Consider the following 15,864-nt stretch of genomic DNA (forward strand, 5'->3'; position numbering starts at 1 on the left):
GACCGTCTCGCCGTGGTTGCGCTGGATGGGCGAGGCCGTCTGGTTCGTCGAACACGCCTTCGAGCGCGCCCGCGCCGACGCCCGGCCGGAAGAGGACACCCGCGTCCGCATCTTCCTGATCCGCGCGGTGTTCGTGGCCGTCTTCTCGGGTCTGGCCCTCGGCGCGGCCAATGCCGCCCTTCTGGCCCCGCGAGGCGGACACGGCGTCTCCACGGTCGCCGGCGCCCTGCAGCGCGCCGACCTGACCGACCGCAACGGCGCACTTCTGGCCACCAACATCACCCACTACGGCCTCTACATCGATCCCTCCGAGGTGTGGGACAAGGACGCCGCCTTCCGCCAGATCCGCCGCGCCCTGCCGGGCATCTCGGCGACCCGTCTGCGTCGCGTCCTCGACGGCGACCGTCGCCTGATCGCCCAGCCCGGCCTGACACCGGCCCAACGTCAGGCCGTCCACGCCCTCGCCCTCGGAGGCGTCTCGTTCGAACCCGAGGACCGCCGCGTCTACCCGTTGAACAGCTCGGCCGCCCACCTCATCGGCACGGCCGACTCGGGCGGGCAGGGCGTCTCCGGCGCCGAACTGGCCTTCAACGACGCCATCCGTGAGGCCGGCGCCAAGGGCGAGGACTTCGCCCTGTCCATCGACCTGCGCGTTCAGGGCGTGCTTGAGAACGAACTCGGCGCCGTCGCTTCCGAAGTCGGCGCCAAGGGCGCTGTCGGGGTCGTGGCCGATGCGAAGACCGGCGAGATCCTGGGCATGGCCTCCTGGCCGACCTACGACGCCAACCGCCGGGGTCAGGCGTCCGACGACGCCGCCCTGAACCGCGTGACCTCGGCCCACTACGAGATGGGGTCGGTCTTCAAGACCTTCACCATCGCCACCGCCATCGACACGGGCCTGGCCGATCTGGACACCATGATCGACGCTTCGCAGGCCTATATGATCGGCAATCGCCGCATCCAGGACTTCCACGCCACCAACAAGATCCTGACGCTGGAAGAGGTCTATCTTCACTCCTCCAACATCGGCACCTCGCGCCTCGCGGTCGAAATGGGCGCCGACACCATGCGCTCCTATTTCCAGAAGCTGGGCCTGCTGGACGCCGCCCCGATCGAGCTGAAGGAAAGCGCTCGTCCGCGCCGCCCGCACGACTGGTCGGACTCGACCCGCGCCTCGATGTCGTTCGGCTACGGCATCATGATCACCCCGCTGCAGATGACGGCGGCCACGGTCGCCCTGGTCAACGGCGGCATCTATCGCCCCCTGTCGCTGCGTCGCGGCGGCGCGGGATCCGAAGGTCATCGTGTCGTCAGCGCCGAGACCTCGGCCGCGATGCGGGAGCTGATGCGCGCCAACGTCCTGCGCGGTTCCGGCGGTCAGGCGAACGCGCCGGGTCTGCGCGTCGGCGGCAAGACGGGTTCCGCGAACAAGCTGGTCAACGGCCGCTATGACGCCAGCCACGGCGTCGGGTCCTTCGCCAGCGTCTTCCCGGCCGACGGCCCGGCCGACGCCCAGCGTTACGTCATCTTCGTCCTGATCGACGAGCCCAGCCAGGGCTCGCGCCTCGGCGGCGCCGTCGCCGCCCCGGTCGTCGGCCGCGTCGCCGACCGTATCGCCGGCTTCCTCGGCGTCCAGCGCCGCATCGATCCGCCCGCCCCGGTGGTCGCCCGATGAGCGCGATCCGCCTGTCCGACCTGTTGCGCCGCGACGTCTCCGCCGATCCCATGATCACGGGCGTCACGGCGGACAGCCGCAAGGTCGCGCCCGGCGCCCTGTTCGTCGCCCTTCCGGGCAGCGCCGCCGACGGCCGCGCCTTCATCCCCCAGGCTCTGTCGCAAGGCGCCGCCGCGATCCTCGCCCCCCAGGACACGCCGGAGAATCTCGCACCCCTGCTGGTTCGGTCCGGCGACGTCCGCCGCGCCTATGCCCTGGCCGCACGCGGGTTCTACGGCGCCCAGCCCGCCACCTGCGTCGCCGTCACCGGCACCAACGGCAAGACCTCGGTCGCTGCCTTCTGCCGCCAGATCTGGGCCGGCATGGGCATCAAGGCCGCCTCGATGGGCACCCTCGGTGTCGTCGCTCAGTCCGGTTCGAAATCCGAAGCCCTGACCCCGCCCGGCCTGACCAGCCCCGACGCCGGCGACGCCGCCCGTCTGTTGGCGACCCTGGCCGAAGGCGGCGTAACCCATCTGGCCCTGGAGGCTTCGTCCCACGGCATCGACCAGCGTCGCCTCGACGGTGTGACGCTGAAGGCCGCGGCCTTCACCAACCTGACCCAGGACCACCTCGACTATCACGGCGACATGGACGCCTATCGCGCCGCCAAGCTGCGCCTGTTTGAGACCCTGCTGCCGCGCGGTCGCACCGCAGTCCTGAACGCCGATTCCGACGCCTACAACGCCTTCGCCGCCGCCTCGATCATGTCCGGCCTCGGCGTCATGGGCGTGGGCGAGCGGGGCCGGGACCTGTCTCTGGTCGAACGCCGCGCCGTGCCGGCGGGCCAGCGTCTGATTCTCGACGTGCGCGGCGAACGCCACGACGTGCTCCTGCCGCTGGCCGGCGCCTTCCAGGCGTCGAACGCCCTCGTCGCAGCCGGTCTGTGCATCGCCGCCGGCGAGGACGCCGCCAAGGTCCTGCACGCCCTCGAAAAGATCACCGGCGCCGCCGGCCGCCTGCAGCGCGTCAGCGGCGGACGCGGTGAAGCCTACGTCGACTACGCCCACACCCCCGACGGCCTCGAGACCGTCCTCAAGGCCTTGCGCCCGCACGCCACCGGCCGTCTGATCATCGTCTTCGGCGCCGGCGGCGACCGGGATAAGGGCAAGCGTCCGCTGATGGGCGAGATCGCAGGTCGTCTCGCCGACGTCGCCATCGTCACCGACGACAATCCGCGCTCGGAAGATCCCGCCGTCATCCGCGCCGAGGTCCGCGCCGGCTGTCCAGACGCCATGGAGATCGGCGACCGCCGCGCCGCCATTCGCGAGGCTACGGCCATGATGCGCGATGGAGATGTGGTCGTCGTCGCCGGAAAAGGGCATGAACAGGGTCAGATCGTGGGCGGGACGACTCATCCCTTCGACGACGCATCCGAACTCGCCGAGGCCCTGCGCGTAAATGCCTGAATCGACCCTGCCTCTCTGGACGGCTCAAGAGATAGCCGTCGCCACCGGAGGGCGGATCGAAGGCGGTGATTTCGCCGCTGACGGCCTGACCTACAACAGCCGCGAGATAGCACCGGGCGAGCTGTTCCTGGCGCTCAAGGGCGCGCGCGATGGCCATGACTTCGCCGCCTCCGCCTTCGCAGCCGGCGCCTCGGGCGCCCTGGTCGAGCACGCGGTCGAGGGCGGTCCCTGTGTCATCGTCCCCGACACCCTTCGTGGACTCGAGGCTCTGGGCGCTGCCGCCCGCGACCGGGCTCCCCACGTCCGCCGCGGCGCCGTCACCGGCAGCGTCGGCAAGACCAGCGTCACCCAGGCGATCAAGGCCGGCCTCGACCTCGCCGGTCCGGCACACGCCTCGATCAAGAGCTACAACAACCACATCGGCGTGCCCCTGACGCTGGCCCGGATGCACCCGTCGGTCGAGCGTGCCGTGTTCGAGATCGGCATGAACGCGCCCGGCGAAATCGCGCCCCTGTCGAAGATGGTTCAGCCACACGTCGCCTGCGTCACCACGGTCGGTCCCGTCCACATCGAAGCCTTCGCCGACGGCGAGGCCGGGGTCGCGGCTGAAAAGGCCGCCATCTTCCAGGGTCTCGGCCCCGGCGGCCTGGCCGTCATCAACGGCGACAGTCCGTGGGAGGACCTGCTGCATCAGGCCGCGCTGCACGTCGGCGCCCGCGTCGCTACCTTCGGGTCGGAGCCCGCCCACGACGCCTGCCTGATCGATTTCACCCCGTTCGAGGGCGGCGCCCGCGTGACGGCTGAGGTCTATGGCGTCAGCCATGTCTTCGCGCTGAAACAGTCGGGCTTCCACTGGGGCCTGAACAGCCTGGCCGTCATCCTGATGCTCGACGCGCTCGACGTGCCGGTCGAGACGACGCTCGCGGCCCTGGCCGACTTCCAGCCGCTCAAGGGGCGGGGCGAGACCCGCACCGTCCGCATTCCCGGCGGCGCCTTCACCCTGATCGACGAGAGCTACAACGCCAATCCGCTGTCGATGACCGCCGGGTTCCGCTCGCTCGGAGCCAGGCCTGTCGCGTCCGGCGGCCGCCGCATTGTCGTCCTGACCGACATGCTGGAACTGGGCGACCAGTCCGAGGCCCTGCACGCCGGTCTCGCCCAACCGATCGACCAGGCGGGCCTCGACATCGTCCACGCCGCCGGGCCCGGGATGCGCCACCTCTACGACGCCCTGCCGCCCGCCCGCCGCGGCGTCTGGGCCGGGAGCGCCGCCGACCTCGCGGCCCAGGCCGCCGATCTGGTCGGTCCGAACGACATCGTCATGGTGAAGGGCTCGAACGGGTCCAAGGCATCGCTTGTGGCCGCCGCGCTTGCGGCGCTAGAGCGCTAGAGACACGACTTCCCTCAAGCAGGCGCGCGCCGCGCGCCCGCCGGTAGGGAAACAAGACTGGGGGGCTGCCACATGTTCTATCTGCTCTATCTCTACTTCGCTGACGTGGCGCAGGACTACCCGCTGCTGAACCTGGTTCAGTACCAGACGGTGCGTGTCGCCCTGGCCATGGCTACGGCGATGATTGTCGCGGTGGCGATGGGCAGCCGGTTCATCGCCTTCATGCGGGTCAAGCAGGGCAAGGGCCAGCCGATCCGCGCCGACGGCCCGGTCTCCCACCTGTCCAAGGTCGGCACTCCGACCATGGGCGGGCTGATGATCCTGGCGGGCATCGCCGTGGCCGTCTTCCTCTGGGGCGACCTGACCAACCCCTATATCTGGATCGTCTCCGGCGTGACCGCGGCCTTCGGCGTACTGGGCTTCATCGACGACTACGCCAAGGTCACGAAACAGACCTCGGCCGGCCTGACCTCGAAGCAGAAGCTGGTCTGCCAGATCATCGTCTCGGTCATCGCCGGCGTCTGCGTCGTCCTGTGGATGTGGCGTTCGCCGACATCGCCGGGGCTCGAGACCTCAATCGCCTTCCCCTTCTTCAAGGACGTTCTGCTGAACGTCGGCTGGTTCTACGTCGCCTTCGTCGTCTTCACCCTCGTGGGCTTCTCCAACGCCGTGAACCTGACGGACGGCCTCGACGGCCTCGCCATCGTTCCGGTGATGATGTCGGCCGCGGCGTTCGGCGTGATCTCCTATCTCGTCGGGAACTTCATCTTCGCCGAGTATCTGGGCGTCCACCACGTGCCGGGCTCGGGCGAACTGGCCATCTTCTGCGCCGCGATCATCGGCGGGGGTGTGGGCTTCCTCTGGTACAACGCCCCGCCGGCCAAGATCTTCATGGGCGACACCGGCTCGCTGGCTCTGGGCGGCGCGCTCGGCGCCATCGCCGTCGCCACCAAGCACGAACTGGTCCTGGGCATCGTCGGCGGCCTGTTCGTCATCGAGGCCGCCTCGGTCATGATCCAGGTCGCCTACTTCAAGGCGACGGGCAAACGCATCTTCCTGATGGCCCCGATCCACCACCATTTCGAGAAGATGGGCTGGCCGGAATCGACGGTCGTCATCCGCTTCTGGATCGTCGCCGCCATGCTGGCCCTGCTGGGTCTCGCCACCCTCAAGCTGCGCTAGAGCCGTGACCCCGGTCCCCGGCTTCGAAGGTCGTCGCGTCGCGGTCTTCGGCCTCGGCCGCTCCGGCATCACCGCCGCCCGCGCCCTCAAGGCCGGCGGGGCCGAACCCGTGCTGTGGGACGATGGCGTCTCCGGTCGCATGCAGGCCGAGGCAGAGGGTTTCGCGCTCGAGGACCTGACGGTCGCCGACTGGTCCGGGTTCGCCGCCCTGGTCCTTTCGCCGGGCGCGCCCCTGACCCATCCAAAGCCGCACTGGACGGTGGACAGGGCCCGCGCCGCCGACGTCCCCGTCATCGGCGACATCGAACTGTTCGCCCGCGCGATCGCCGCCACCCCCGCCTCCCTGCGGCCGAAGGTGATCGCCATCACCGGCACCAACGGCAAGTCGACGACGACAGCCCTGATCGGCTGGGTGCTGAAACAGGCGGGGATGAAGATCGCCGTCGGTGGCAACATCGGCATCGGCGTCCTCGCCCTGCCGCCCCCCGCCGAGGTCGAGGCCTATGTCATCGAGGTCTCCAGCTACCAGCTGGACCTGACCACCAGCTTCGCCCCCGACGTCGCCATCCTGACCAACATCAGCCCCGACCACCTCGACCGCCACGGCGGCATGGAGGGCTATGTCGCGGCCAAGGCCCGGCTGTTCCAGCAGATGACGCCCGAGGCAGTCGCCCTGATCGGCGTCGACGACGACTGGGGCTGGAAGACTGTCAACGCCTTGAACGACCGTCGCCTTCGCGTTTCAACCATCACCACCCGCACCCCGCCGGAGTTCATCGACCCGACCGGCGGAGTCCCTGTCGCTGACCTCGTCGCGCGTCTGCCGGATCACGTCGCCGCCTTCGACGCCGGCCGTTTCATCATCGTCGATGCGACCCATGGCAAGCTGGTCGCCGACGGCGTCGCCATCGCCGACCTGGCCCCGGCCCGCTCGCTTCCCGGTCGTCACAACGCCCAGAACGCCGCCTTCGCCTACGCAGCCGCCCGCGCCGTCGGCGTCTCGCACGGGGCGGCCGTCGAGGGCCTGATGACCTTCCCCGGCCTCGCCCATCGCATGGAGACGGTCGGTCATCTCGGCGCCGTTCGCTTCGTCAACGACTCCAAGGCCACCAACGCCGACGCCGCCCGTCAGGCCCTGATGTCGTACCCGACGAGCTTCTGGATCGCCGGCGGCCGCGCCAAGGACGGCGGCATCGAGGACCTCCGCGACCTCTTTCCCCGCGTCGCCAAGGCCTACTTCATCGGCGAGGCCGCTGCCGACTTCGCCGCGACCCTCGGCGACAGGCCCCATGTGATCGCAAAAGACATGGCCACGGCCGTCACCCTCGCCGCCGAGGACGCCGCCAAGGCTGGCGGCGACCAGATCGTCCTGCTCAGCCCGGCCTGCGCCAGCTTCGACCAGTTTCCCGACTTCGAGGCGCGCGGAGAAGCGTTCCGGGCCGCCGTTCTTAACCTCGGAGCTACCCCTTCCGTTCATGGTTGAGAAACCATGACCCAGGCCGTCTACTCTCATCCCTTCTCGCGCAACGACCAGAGTCCGATCGCCCAGTGGTTCTGGACGGTGGATCGCGGCCTGCTCGGCGCGGCGCTCGCCCTCATGGGCCTGGGCGTCATGCTGTCGTTCGCCTCGTCGCCCGCCGCCATCCTGGCCGACGAGTCGATCACCGACCCCTTCCACTACTCCTGGCGCATGATCGTCTGGGCCAGCGGAGGCGTGGGCCTGATGCTGACCATGTCCCTCCTGTCGCCGCGAGGGGTCCGGCGCATCGCGGTGCTGGGCCTGCTCGGCGCCATCGTCGTCATGGCCATGCTGCCCTTCATCGGTGACACGGTGAAGGGCGCGGCCCGCTGGGTGAACCTCGGCCCGTTCAGCCTCCAGCCGTCCGAGTTCGCCAAGCCCAGCCTGATCGTCTTCGCCGCCTGGATGTTCGCCGAGGGTCAGAAGGGGGAGGGCGTCCCCGGCGTCTCCATCGCCTTCGGTTTCTACGCCGTCACCGTCGCCCTGTTGCTGATCCAGCCCGACATCGGCCAGACCCTGCTTATCACAACCACCTTCATGGCCGTCTTCTTCATGGCGGGCGTGCCTTTGCGCTGGGTCACTGTGCTTCTGGGCCTGTTCGCCGTCGGCATGACCGCCATTTACATGCTCTTCCCCCACGTCCAGGCGCGCGTCGCCAAGTTCGTCTCGCCGGGCGTCGAGGACACCCACCAGATCGACCGCGCCAGTGAGGCCATCCGCGCCGGCGGCCTCGTCGGACGCGGCGTCGGCGAAGGGGTCATGAAACGTTCCGTCCCCGACCTGCACACCGACTTCATCTATTCCGTCGGCGCCGAGGAGTTCGGCCTGGTCCTCAGCCTCGTCATGATCGGCCTCTACGCCTTCATCGTCTTCCGCGGCATGGGCCGGGCGATGAAGCTCAACGACCCGTTCGAACAGACGGCGGCGGCGGGGCTGTTCATGCTGATCGGCCTGCAGGCTTCGATCAACGTCGCGGTGAACCTGAACCTGATCCCGACCAAGGGCATGACCCTGCCCTTCATCAGCTACGGCGGCTCCTCGATGATGGCCATGGGGCTGACGATGGGGTTCGCGCTGGCGTTGACGCGCCGCCGTCCCGGCGCCTACGAACCCGGAGCCAGTCTGGCGCGTCCGCGTCGGCTCCTGATGCCCTAGGGGTTCCATGACAAGACTCTGCGTCGTCGCCGCCGGCGGAACCGGCGGCCACATGTTCCCGGCCGAGGCCCTCGCGCGCGAGATGACCTCGCGCGGCTGGCGCGTCGTCCTCGCCACCGACCATCGCGGCGAGCAGTACGCCCACGCCTTTCCGGCCGAGGAGCGTATCGCACTGGACGCCGCCACCGGCTCCGGCCCCATTGGCCTGCTCAAGGCCGGCGTCGCCATCGTCAAGGGCGTGGGGCAGGCCCAGACCGCCTTCAACCGCCTCGATGCCCAGGTGGTCGTCGGTTTCGGCGGCTATCCGTCCGCTCCCGCCCTGGTCGCCGCCATCCTGCAGAAGCGCCCGACCCTGATCCACGAACAGAACGCCGTCCTCGGCCGCACCAACCGCGCCCTGGCGCCCCACGTCCGCGCCGTCGCCTCCTCGTTCCCGACCCTCGAACGCGCCAGCCCCGCCGTGAAAGCCCGCGCCCAGGTCGTGGGCGCCCCGGTCCGCGCCGACATCCGCGCCCTGTTCGACCGCGCCTGGGCCCCGCCCGGCGACGGCCCGATCCAGATCCTCGTCACCGGCGGCTCCCAAGGCGCCCGCCTCCTGTCCGAGACCACGCCCCGGGCGCTCGCCGCCCTGCCGGAAGCCATACGCCGCCGCCTGAAGGTCCAGCAGCAGTCCCGTCCCGAGACGCTGGAAACCTCTCGCCAGATCTATCTCGACGCCGGCATCGAGGCCGAGGTCGCTCCCTTCTTCCGCGACATGGCGACCCGCCTGTCCGCCGCCCACCTCGTCATCGGGCGCGCCGGCGCCTCGACCTGCGCGGAGCTGGCCGTCGCGGCGATGCCGTCGATCCTGATCCCGCTGAAGATCGCCACCGACGACCACCAGCGCCTCAATGCCAAACTTCTGACCGACGTATCCGCCGCCGAGATGATCCTCGAGGACGATGTCACCGTCGATGCGATGACGGCCGCCGTCACGGGCGTCCTCGCCGACCCCGCACGGCTCGCGGCCATGAGCGCCGCGGCCCGCTCGGTCGCCATCCCGGACGCGGCCCGACGCCTCGCGGACCTGGCCGAGGCCACGGCTGGATGACCGCCCCGGCCTTGCCGCCGGTGGGAACGGAAGACGCGGCTGACACGCTGTTCGCGTCCATGCCGCCCGAAATCACCAGTCTGACGCACCAGATCCTGATGCTGTGGCGCCAGTTCTACTGGCTGCCCGAATGGCTGGTCGTCGCCATTGTCGTGACCGTCTTCGTCGGCGCCGGCTGGCTGGTGAACGCCGTCGTCTTCGCCATCCTGCGTCGCGTCGTGAAGAGCCGCGACCTGTTCTGGCGTGGCGTGGTCGAGCGGGCGCGGCAGAAGCTGCGCGTCCTGATCATCCTGATCGCCATCGGCTTCTCGATCACCGTTTCGCCCCTGGATCCCGAGCCGTCGCAGGCGATTCGGGCCATCCTGCTGTTCCTGACCATCCTCGTGCTGGGCTGGATGGCGGCCGGCGCTGTCGACATGTGGGCCGTCGTCTATCTGCGGAAGTTCAACATGGCGGCCGAGGACAACCTCGTCGCCCGCAAGCACATCACCCAGACCCGTATCCTCCAGCGGGCGGCCATCATCATCATCGGCATCATCTCGGTCGGCCTGGCCCTGATGACCATCGGCGCCGTCCGCCAGTGGGGCGTATCCCTGCTGGCCTCGGCCGGGGTCGTCGGCATCATCGCCGGTCTGGCGCTCCAGCCGGTGCTCAAGAACCTGTTCGCCGGCATCCAGATCGCCACCGCCCAGCCCATCCGCATCGACGACGCCGTCATCGTCGAGGGTGAGTGGGGCACGGTCGAGGAGATCACCTCCACCTATGTCGTGGTCAAGCTGTGGGACTGGCGGCGCATGATCCTGCCGCTCAGCTATTTCATCGAGAAGCCCTTCCAGAACTGGACCCGCGAGACCTCCCGCCTGATCGGCTCGGCCATGCTCTACGTCGACTACGAGGCCCCGATGGACCGTCTGCGCGCCGAGCTGGAGCGGATTTGCAAGGCGTCCGCCCACTGGGACGGCGACGTGGTCAACCTTCAGGTCACCGACATCACCGACCGTGTCGCCCAGGTCCGCTGCCTCGCCAGCGCGCGATCTGCGCCAGTGGCGTTCGATCTGCGCTGCGAAATCCGGGAAAAGATGCTGGCCTTCATGCGCGATCAGTGCCCGGAGGCCCTGCCGCAGGATCGACTGAATATCGACCGCAACGCGACCCCTCTCCCGGTGGGAGAGGGCTTGAGCGTCCAAGAGCGCTAGCGATTGGAAACGCGAAAGGGTGAGGGTCGACCCTCGCCGGAAAAGCACGACCCTCACCCTTTCGGCTAAGACGCATCGCTACGCTCCGCGAGCCTCAAGCCCTCTCCCACCGGGAGAGGGATATCTACTCCGCCATCGCCGCCCGACCGACCCTGACCGCTTCATCGATAGTGGTCGCCACCACCTCCGGCTCTACCGTCCCACAAGCCACGGCCAGCAACTCCGCCGCATCCCCGCCGGGCGCCGCTGCGTAGGCCGGCTGTCCCTCGGCCATCGCCGGCCCCTCGACCCCGCCGACCGCCACGGACGCAAAGTCCAGCCGATCCGCCATCCGCGCATCGCAGTCGAACCGCCACCAAGACCAGCCGCCCAGATATCGCGTCGTCCCGACCGTGAAGTCTTCCTCCACCACCTGCAGCGACCGCATCCGCACCCCGTCGGGTTCGCGCCGGATCGTCGCCGCATCGGCGAACACCACGAACCGCCCGACCCCGGTCAGGACCAGCGCATGCGCTTCAGGCGGCGTGACAGGAACGTCCTGGATCAAGCGACCAGCTTCTCGGCCTGGGTCAGGTCCACGCTGACCAGCTGCGACACACCGCGCTCGGGCATGGTCACGCCGTACAGCCGATCCATCCGGCTCATGGTCACCGGGTTGTGGGTGATGACGATGAACCGCGTGTCCGTGCGATTCCGCATCTCGTTCAGCATCCGGCAGAAGCGATCCACATTGGCGTCGTCCAGCGGCGCGTCGACCTCGTCCAGCACGCAAACCGGCGCCGGATTGGCCAGGAAGACCGCGAAGATCAGCGCCGCCGCCGTCAGGGCCTGCTCGCCGCCCGACATCAGCGACATCACCGACAACCGCTTGCCCGGCGGACAGGCGAAGATCTCCAGCCCGGCTTCCAGCGGATCGTCGCTCTCGACCAGTTTCAGCTCGGCTTGGCCACCGCCGAACAGGGCCTCGAACAGGCTCTTGAAGTTGTCGTTGATGACGTCGAACGCCGCGACCAGCCGCTCGCGCCCCTCGGCATTCAGCTCGTCGATCCCGTCGCGCAGCCTGGCGATGGCGCCCGTCAAATCCGACCGCTCCAGCCGCATGGTCTGCAGCCGCTCGCCGTATTCCTCGGCCTCCTCTTCGGCCAGCAGGTTGACCGCGCCCAGCATCTCGCGCTCGCGTTCCAGACCGAACAGCAGGCTCTCGGCTCCGGCCGCATCCGGGGGCCGGGCGATGGCGTCGTCGGTCAGCTTCTGGCCCAGCTCCTCCGGCGACATCTGGGCCGCCTCGCGGACGTTGTTGTGCGCGTCCAGCAGCCGCTCGGCCGCCGCTTCCGACCGCGCGGCCAGCCCCGCGCGGGCTTCGCGCGCGCTCGCCGCCGTCGCATCCGCCGCCCGGCTGGCCCGATCCGCCTCGCTGGCCTCGCCCTCGGCCACCGCTACCGCATCGGCCGCCGCCTTCCGCCGTGTCTCGGCCGAGGTCAGCATGTCCATCAGCTTCGACCGCTGCGCCCCCAGGGCCTCCGGCGCCCGCTCGGCCTGCAGCAGCAGGGCCGCCGTCTTGCCTGCATCGCCCTCCAGCACGGTAATCCGCGCCGTCGAATCCTTCGCCCGCGCCGCCCAGCCGTCGCGCTCCCGCGTCAGGCCGTTCAGCCGCTGGTCGCGTCCGGCCCGTTCGCGCGCCTCGGCGTCCCGATCCGCCCGAGCCCCCGCCGCCGCGCCGCGCGCCGCATCCGCCGTCGTCCGCGCCGCCGCCAGTTCGGCCTTCAGCCCTTCCAGCGTCTCCGACGGCGCGTCGGTTGTCAGGGCTTCGGCCAGGGCCGCCTCCGCCGCCTCATGCTCGACCGTCAGCCGCGCCAGAGTCTCGTCCAGCGCCGTCGCCCGCGCCTCGCGACGCGCCTGTTCGTTGGCCAGCCGCTGCACCGCGTCCCGCGCCGTGGTCACCGCCTTGTCCGCCGCGAAGGGCAGCAATCGCGCCGCCTTCACCGCCTCTTCCGACGCCCGGAACGCCTCCGTCGCCGCCTTCAACGCGTCCTGGGCCGCTTCCAGCGCCGGCTTGCCCGCGTCGATGTCCGCCTCAAGCTCCGACAGCCGCGTCCGCTGGGCCAGCCGCACCGCCGCCGGCCTCGGCGCATCGGCCCGGCTGACGAACCCGTCCCAGCGATAGAGGTCACCCTCCCGTGTCACCAGACGCGCCCCGGTCGGCAGACTCCTGGCCAATCCCGACGCATCGGCCTTCGCCGCCACCCCGCACAGGGCCAGCCGCGCCGCCAAAGCCTCGGGGGCCTTCACATACTTCGCCAGCGGCTCGATCCCTGCAGGCCACACGGGCGCTGGCACGTCCGCCCCGCCCCAGTAGGCCGCCGCCTTGGCATCCAGCGCTGCGTCCAGATCGTCGCCCAGCGCCGCCGCCAGAGCGGCCTCGTACCCCTTGTCCGCCCCGACCTGATCCAGCGCTGGCGGGTGGTCGCGCCGCCCCGAAACCAGCAGCGACGCCAGCCCCCGCGCCTCGGTCTGCAACCGGCCCAGCCGATCCTCGGCCGCCCGCGCCGCCGTCCGCGCCTCCTGCTCGGCCCGCGCCCGTTCGGCCCGATCGGCCTCGGCCGTCTCCACCCCCGCCCGCGCCTCCGCCAAGGTCGCCGTCGCCGTCTCCAGCGCCTCGCGCGCAGCAGCCAGTTCCGGCGTCTCCAACGGTCCCAGCGCCTCGCGCTCCCGTTTCGCCCCGTCCAGCGCCGCAACCGCCCGCGTCACCCGCGCCTCGGCGTCGCGTTTCCGCGCCGTTTCGGCGTTGGCCCGCGCCTCAACCGCCGCCAGCGAACCGGCCAGCCGTTCGACCTCGGCGTCCGCCGCCCGGCGACCCTCTTCCGCCGCCTCCAGCGCCCGGTCCAGCTCCGGCCCGCGCTGGGGCGCCGCCGCGATCTCGGCCGTCAGCGTTTCCAGTTCGGCCGACAGCCGCGCCAGTTCCGCCTCGGCGTCGCCCGACATGGCGATCTCGCGCTCGGTGTCGTTGGCGATCCGCTGCGCCTCGGCCGTCAGCCGGTCGACCTCGGCCCGCGCCTGCTGCTCGGCCATGTCCAGCCGGTCCCGCTCCAGCGAGGCGCGGTGCAGAAGCGCCGCCGCCACCGCATCCTCTTCCCGCGCGGGCTTCAGACCGTCCTGCGCCGACAGGGCCGCGGTCTGGGCCCTGGCTGCGTTCGAGGTGGCCTCGGCCACCGCCCGGTCCGCCGCCGCCAGCTCCGACGCGGCAGCCTCCGCCGCCAGCCGCGCGTCGTTCCAGCGCACGAACAGCAGCGCCGACTGCAGGGCGCGGATCTCGGCCGAGATCTTCTTGTATTTCTCCGCCTGCCGCGCCTCGCGCTTCAGCCGTGTCAGCGCGGTCTCCAGCTCCCGCCCGATGTCGTCGAGCCGCTCGAGATTGGCCTCGGCCGCCTTGAGCCTCAGCTCCGCCTCGTGCCGCCGCGTATGCAGCCCCGCGACGCCGCCTGCCTCTTCGAGGATGCGTCGCCGGTTCTGCGGCTTGGCCGCGATCAGCTCGGAAATCTGCCCCTGCCGCACCAGGGCCGGAGAGTTCGCCCCCGTCGAGGCGTCGGCGAACAGCAGCTGCACGTCCCGCGCCCGCACCTCCTTGCCGTTGATGCGATAGGTCGAGCCCTGACCCCGATCGATCCGGCGCGACACCTCGATGATGGCGCTGTCGGTGAACGGCTGGGGCGCGCGGCGTTGCGCGTTGTCGATGGTCAGCTGGACTTCGGCGTGGTTCCGGGGCGGCCGGTTCGACGCCCCGGCGAAGATCACGTCGTCCATGCCCGTGCCGCGCATGGCCTTTGCCGAGTTGGCGCCCATGACCCAGCGCATGGATTCCAGCACGTTCGACTTGCCGCAGCCGTTCGGCCCGACGATCCCCGTCAGGCCGGGTTCGATCTGCACCTCCGCCGGGTCGACGAACGACTTGAAGCCGACGAGCCGGAGGCGCTGGAACTGCATGCCTTCGTCAGCGGCGGGGCAGGAGGGGCTGGATCGCGGTCGTCAGGCCTTCCAGCGAAGAGTCCGACACCGCGCGTCCATTGACGAAGAAGCTCGGCGTGCCCTGAACCCCGGCGGCCGTGGCTCCGGCGCTCTCGGCGCGGATGCCGTTCAGCGTTGCGGGATCGGCCAGGCAGGTGTCGATCTGGGCCTGGGTCCGGCCGCTGACGGCCACAGCGTTGGCGTACCAGGTCGCCAGGGGGCCGCCGTCGACGACGGCCTGCTGACCCGTCATGAAGGACGAGGCGACGTCGAAGAACCGGGCCGGAGCCGCACAGCGCGCGATGCCCGCGGCCCGCGCCCCGACCTGGACCGGATTGGTCGGCAGGTTGCGGAACACCAGTCGCACCTGGCCCGTGTCGATGAACCGCGCCTTGAAGGCCGGATAGACGGTCGTGTGCCAGTGGGCGCAGTGCGTGCAGACGAAGGACGCATATTCGATGACGGTCACCGGCGCGTCGGCGCGACCCAGCACCCGGTCGGTGGCGCTGACGGCCGGCAGGCCGCTCGCCGTCTGGGCGGACGCCGAAAGCGGCGCGGCGACCAGCGCCAGAATCAGGAAGAACGAACGGATCATTTGGCCAGCTCGGCTTCGATGACGGGGGTCAGGTCGGACATCGTCGCACCGGCCCCGCCCATCGCCGTCACGCGATTGCCGTTGACGAAGAAGCTGGGCGTGTTGATCACCCCTGCGTCGGTCGCCGCCTTCACCCGGGTCTCCAGCGCGGAGATGCCGGCCGGATCAGTGACGCAGCGGGTGAAGGCCGCTTCGTCCATCCCGTTCTCGCCGGCGATCCGGATCAGGCTGTCGCGCGGATTGGCCGTGGCCCACTCGTCCTGGCTTTTCATGATCGCGTGGATCACGTCGAAATACTTGTCCGGTCCGGCGCAGCGGGCCAGCAGGAAGCCGGCGGCGGCCACGTCCGCCGGCGGCGTCGGCAGTTCGCGGAAGACGTAGCGGACCTTGTTCGTGTCGACATAGGCCGCCTTGAACGCCGGCCAGGTTTCCTCCTGCCACAGGGCGCAGTGCGGGCAGGTCGGCGAGGCGTATTCAACCACGGTGACCTTGGCGCCTTCGGGCGCGCCCAAGGCCATGTCGCCGTCGACGACGGCCTTCGAACCGCCGCCGCACGAGGCGAGGGTCAGGGCCGTCAGGGCCAGGATCAGGTTGCGGAACAGGGTCATGGGT

The 15,864-nt window shown here is 70.2% G+C and carries 12 protein-coding genes; 8 read left to right on the plus strand and 4 right to left on the minus strand.

The annotated features are described in order from the left end of the window. Nucleotides 1-25 precede the first annotated feature (25 nt). The 8 genes from ACQY68_RS05820 (at nt 26) to ACQY68_RS05855 (ending at nt 10,655) form a co-directional block, all read left to right on the plus strand. A complete protein-coding gene (locus ACQY68_RS05820) occupies nt 26-1,675 on the plus strand; it encodes a peptidoglycan D,D-transpeptidase FtsI family protein (protein ID WP_428152597.1) in 1,650 nt (549 codons plus the stop codon). Beyond that, nucleotides 1,672-3,123, plus strand: a complete 1,452-nt coding sequence (locus ACQY68_RS05825) for a UDP-N-acetylmuramoyl-L-alanyl-D-glutamate--2,6-diaminopimelate ligase (protein ID WP_428152107.1) — start codon at nt 1,672-1,674, stop codon at nt 3,121-3,123. Before ACQY68_RS05820 ends, ACQY68_RS05825 begins: the two co-directional genes overlap by 4 nt. Beyond that, complete coding sequence (locus tag ACQY68_RS05830; protein ID WP_428152108.1) at nt 3,116-4,513, plus strand: UDP-N-acetylmuramoyl-tripeptide--D-alanyl-D-alanine ligase; 1,398 nt, start codon at nt 3,116-3,118, stop codon at nt 4,511-4,513. The genes ACQY68_RS05825 and ACQY68_RS05830 overlap by 8 nt, the downstream gene beginning before the upstream one ends. A 72-nt stretch (nt 4,514-4,585) precedes the next feature. Then, the gene (mraY, locus tag ACQY68_RS05835; RefSeq protein WP_428152109.1) at nt 4,586-5,695 is read left to right on the plus strand and encodes a phospho-N-acetylmuramoyl-pentapeptide-transferase; all 1,110 of its coding nucleotides are present in this window, start codon (nt 4,586-4,588) and stop codon (nt 5,693-5,695) included. 4 nt (nt 5,696-5,699) lie between these two features. Beyond that, nucleotides 5,700-7,178: a UDP-N-acetylmuramoyl-L-alanine--D-glutamate ligase gene (murD, locus tag ACQY68_RS05840; protein WP_428152110.1), complete on the plus strand. Its 1,479-nt coding sequence runs from the start codon at nt 5,700-5,702 to the stop codon at nt 7,176-7,178. A 6-nt stretch (nt 7,179-7,184) separates the two neighbouring features. After that, a complete protein-coding gene (locus tag ACQY68_RS05845) occupies nt 7,185-8,369 on the plus strand; it encodes a peptidoglycan glycosyltransferase FtsW (RefSeq protein WP_428152111.1) in 1,185 nt (394 codons plus the stop codon). Nucleotides 8,370-8,376: 7 nt separating this feature from the next. After that, entirely contained in the window at nt 8,377-9,459 is a 1,083-nt protein-coding gene (gene murG / locus ACQY68_RS05850; protein WP_428152112.1) for an undecaprenyldiphospho-muramoylpentapeptide beta-N-acetylglucosaminyltransferase, read from the plus strand. A 59-nt stretch (nt 9,460-9,518) separates the two neighbouring features. Then, nucleotides 9,519-10,655 (plus strand): mechanosensitive ion channel family protein, encoded by a 1,137-nt coding sequence (locus ACQY68_RS05855; protein ID WP_428152598.1) that lies wholly within the window; start codon nt 9,519-9,521, stop codon nt 10,653-10,655. Nucleotides 10,656-10,779: 124 nt separating this feature from the next. Here the strand turns inward: ACQY68_RS05855 and ACQY68_RS05860 are convergent, their stop codons facing one another. From ACQY68_RS05860 to ACQY68_RS05875, 4 genes are read right to left on the minus strand one after another with little or no spacing between them, the layout of a single operon-like run. Then, a complete protein-coding gene (locus ACQY68_RS05860; protein WP_428152113.1) occupies nt 10,780-11,202 on the minus strand; it encodes a surface-adhesin E family protein in 423 nt (140 codons plus the stop codon). Further along, complete coding sequence (locus ACQY68_RS05865) at nt 11,199-14,636, minus strand: AAA family ATPase (RefSeq protein WP_428152114.1); 3,438 nt, start codon at nt 14,634-14,636, stop codon at nt 11,199-11,201. The genes ACQY68_RS05860 and ACQY68_RS05865 overlap by 4 nt, the downstream gene beginning before the upstream one ends. A 7-nt stretch (nt 14,637-14,643) precedes the next feature. Further along, on the minus strand, nt 14,644-15,252 hold the full coding sequence (locus ACQY68_RS05870; protein ID WP_428152115.1) for a DsbA family protein: 609 nt from the start codon (nt 15,250-15,252) through the stop codon (nt 14,644-14,646). Further along, nucleotides 15,249-15,860 carry a thioredoxin domain-containing protein gene (locus ACQY68_RS05875; protein ID WP_428152116.1) on the minus strand — a complete coding sequence of 204 codons (612 nt, stop codon included), beginning with the start codon at nt 15,858-15,860 and terminating at the stop codon, nt 15,249-15,251. Before ACQY68_RS05875 ends, ACQY68_RS05870 begins: the two co-directional genes overlap by 4 nt. Nucleotides 15,861-15,864 lie beyond the last annotated feature (4 nt).

The organism is Brevundimonas sp. (genome assembly GCF_965278935.1).
Taxonomy (GTDB): domain Bacteria; phylum Pseudomonadota; class Alphaproteobacteria; order Caulobacterales; family Caulobacteraceae; genus Brevundimonas.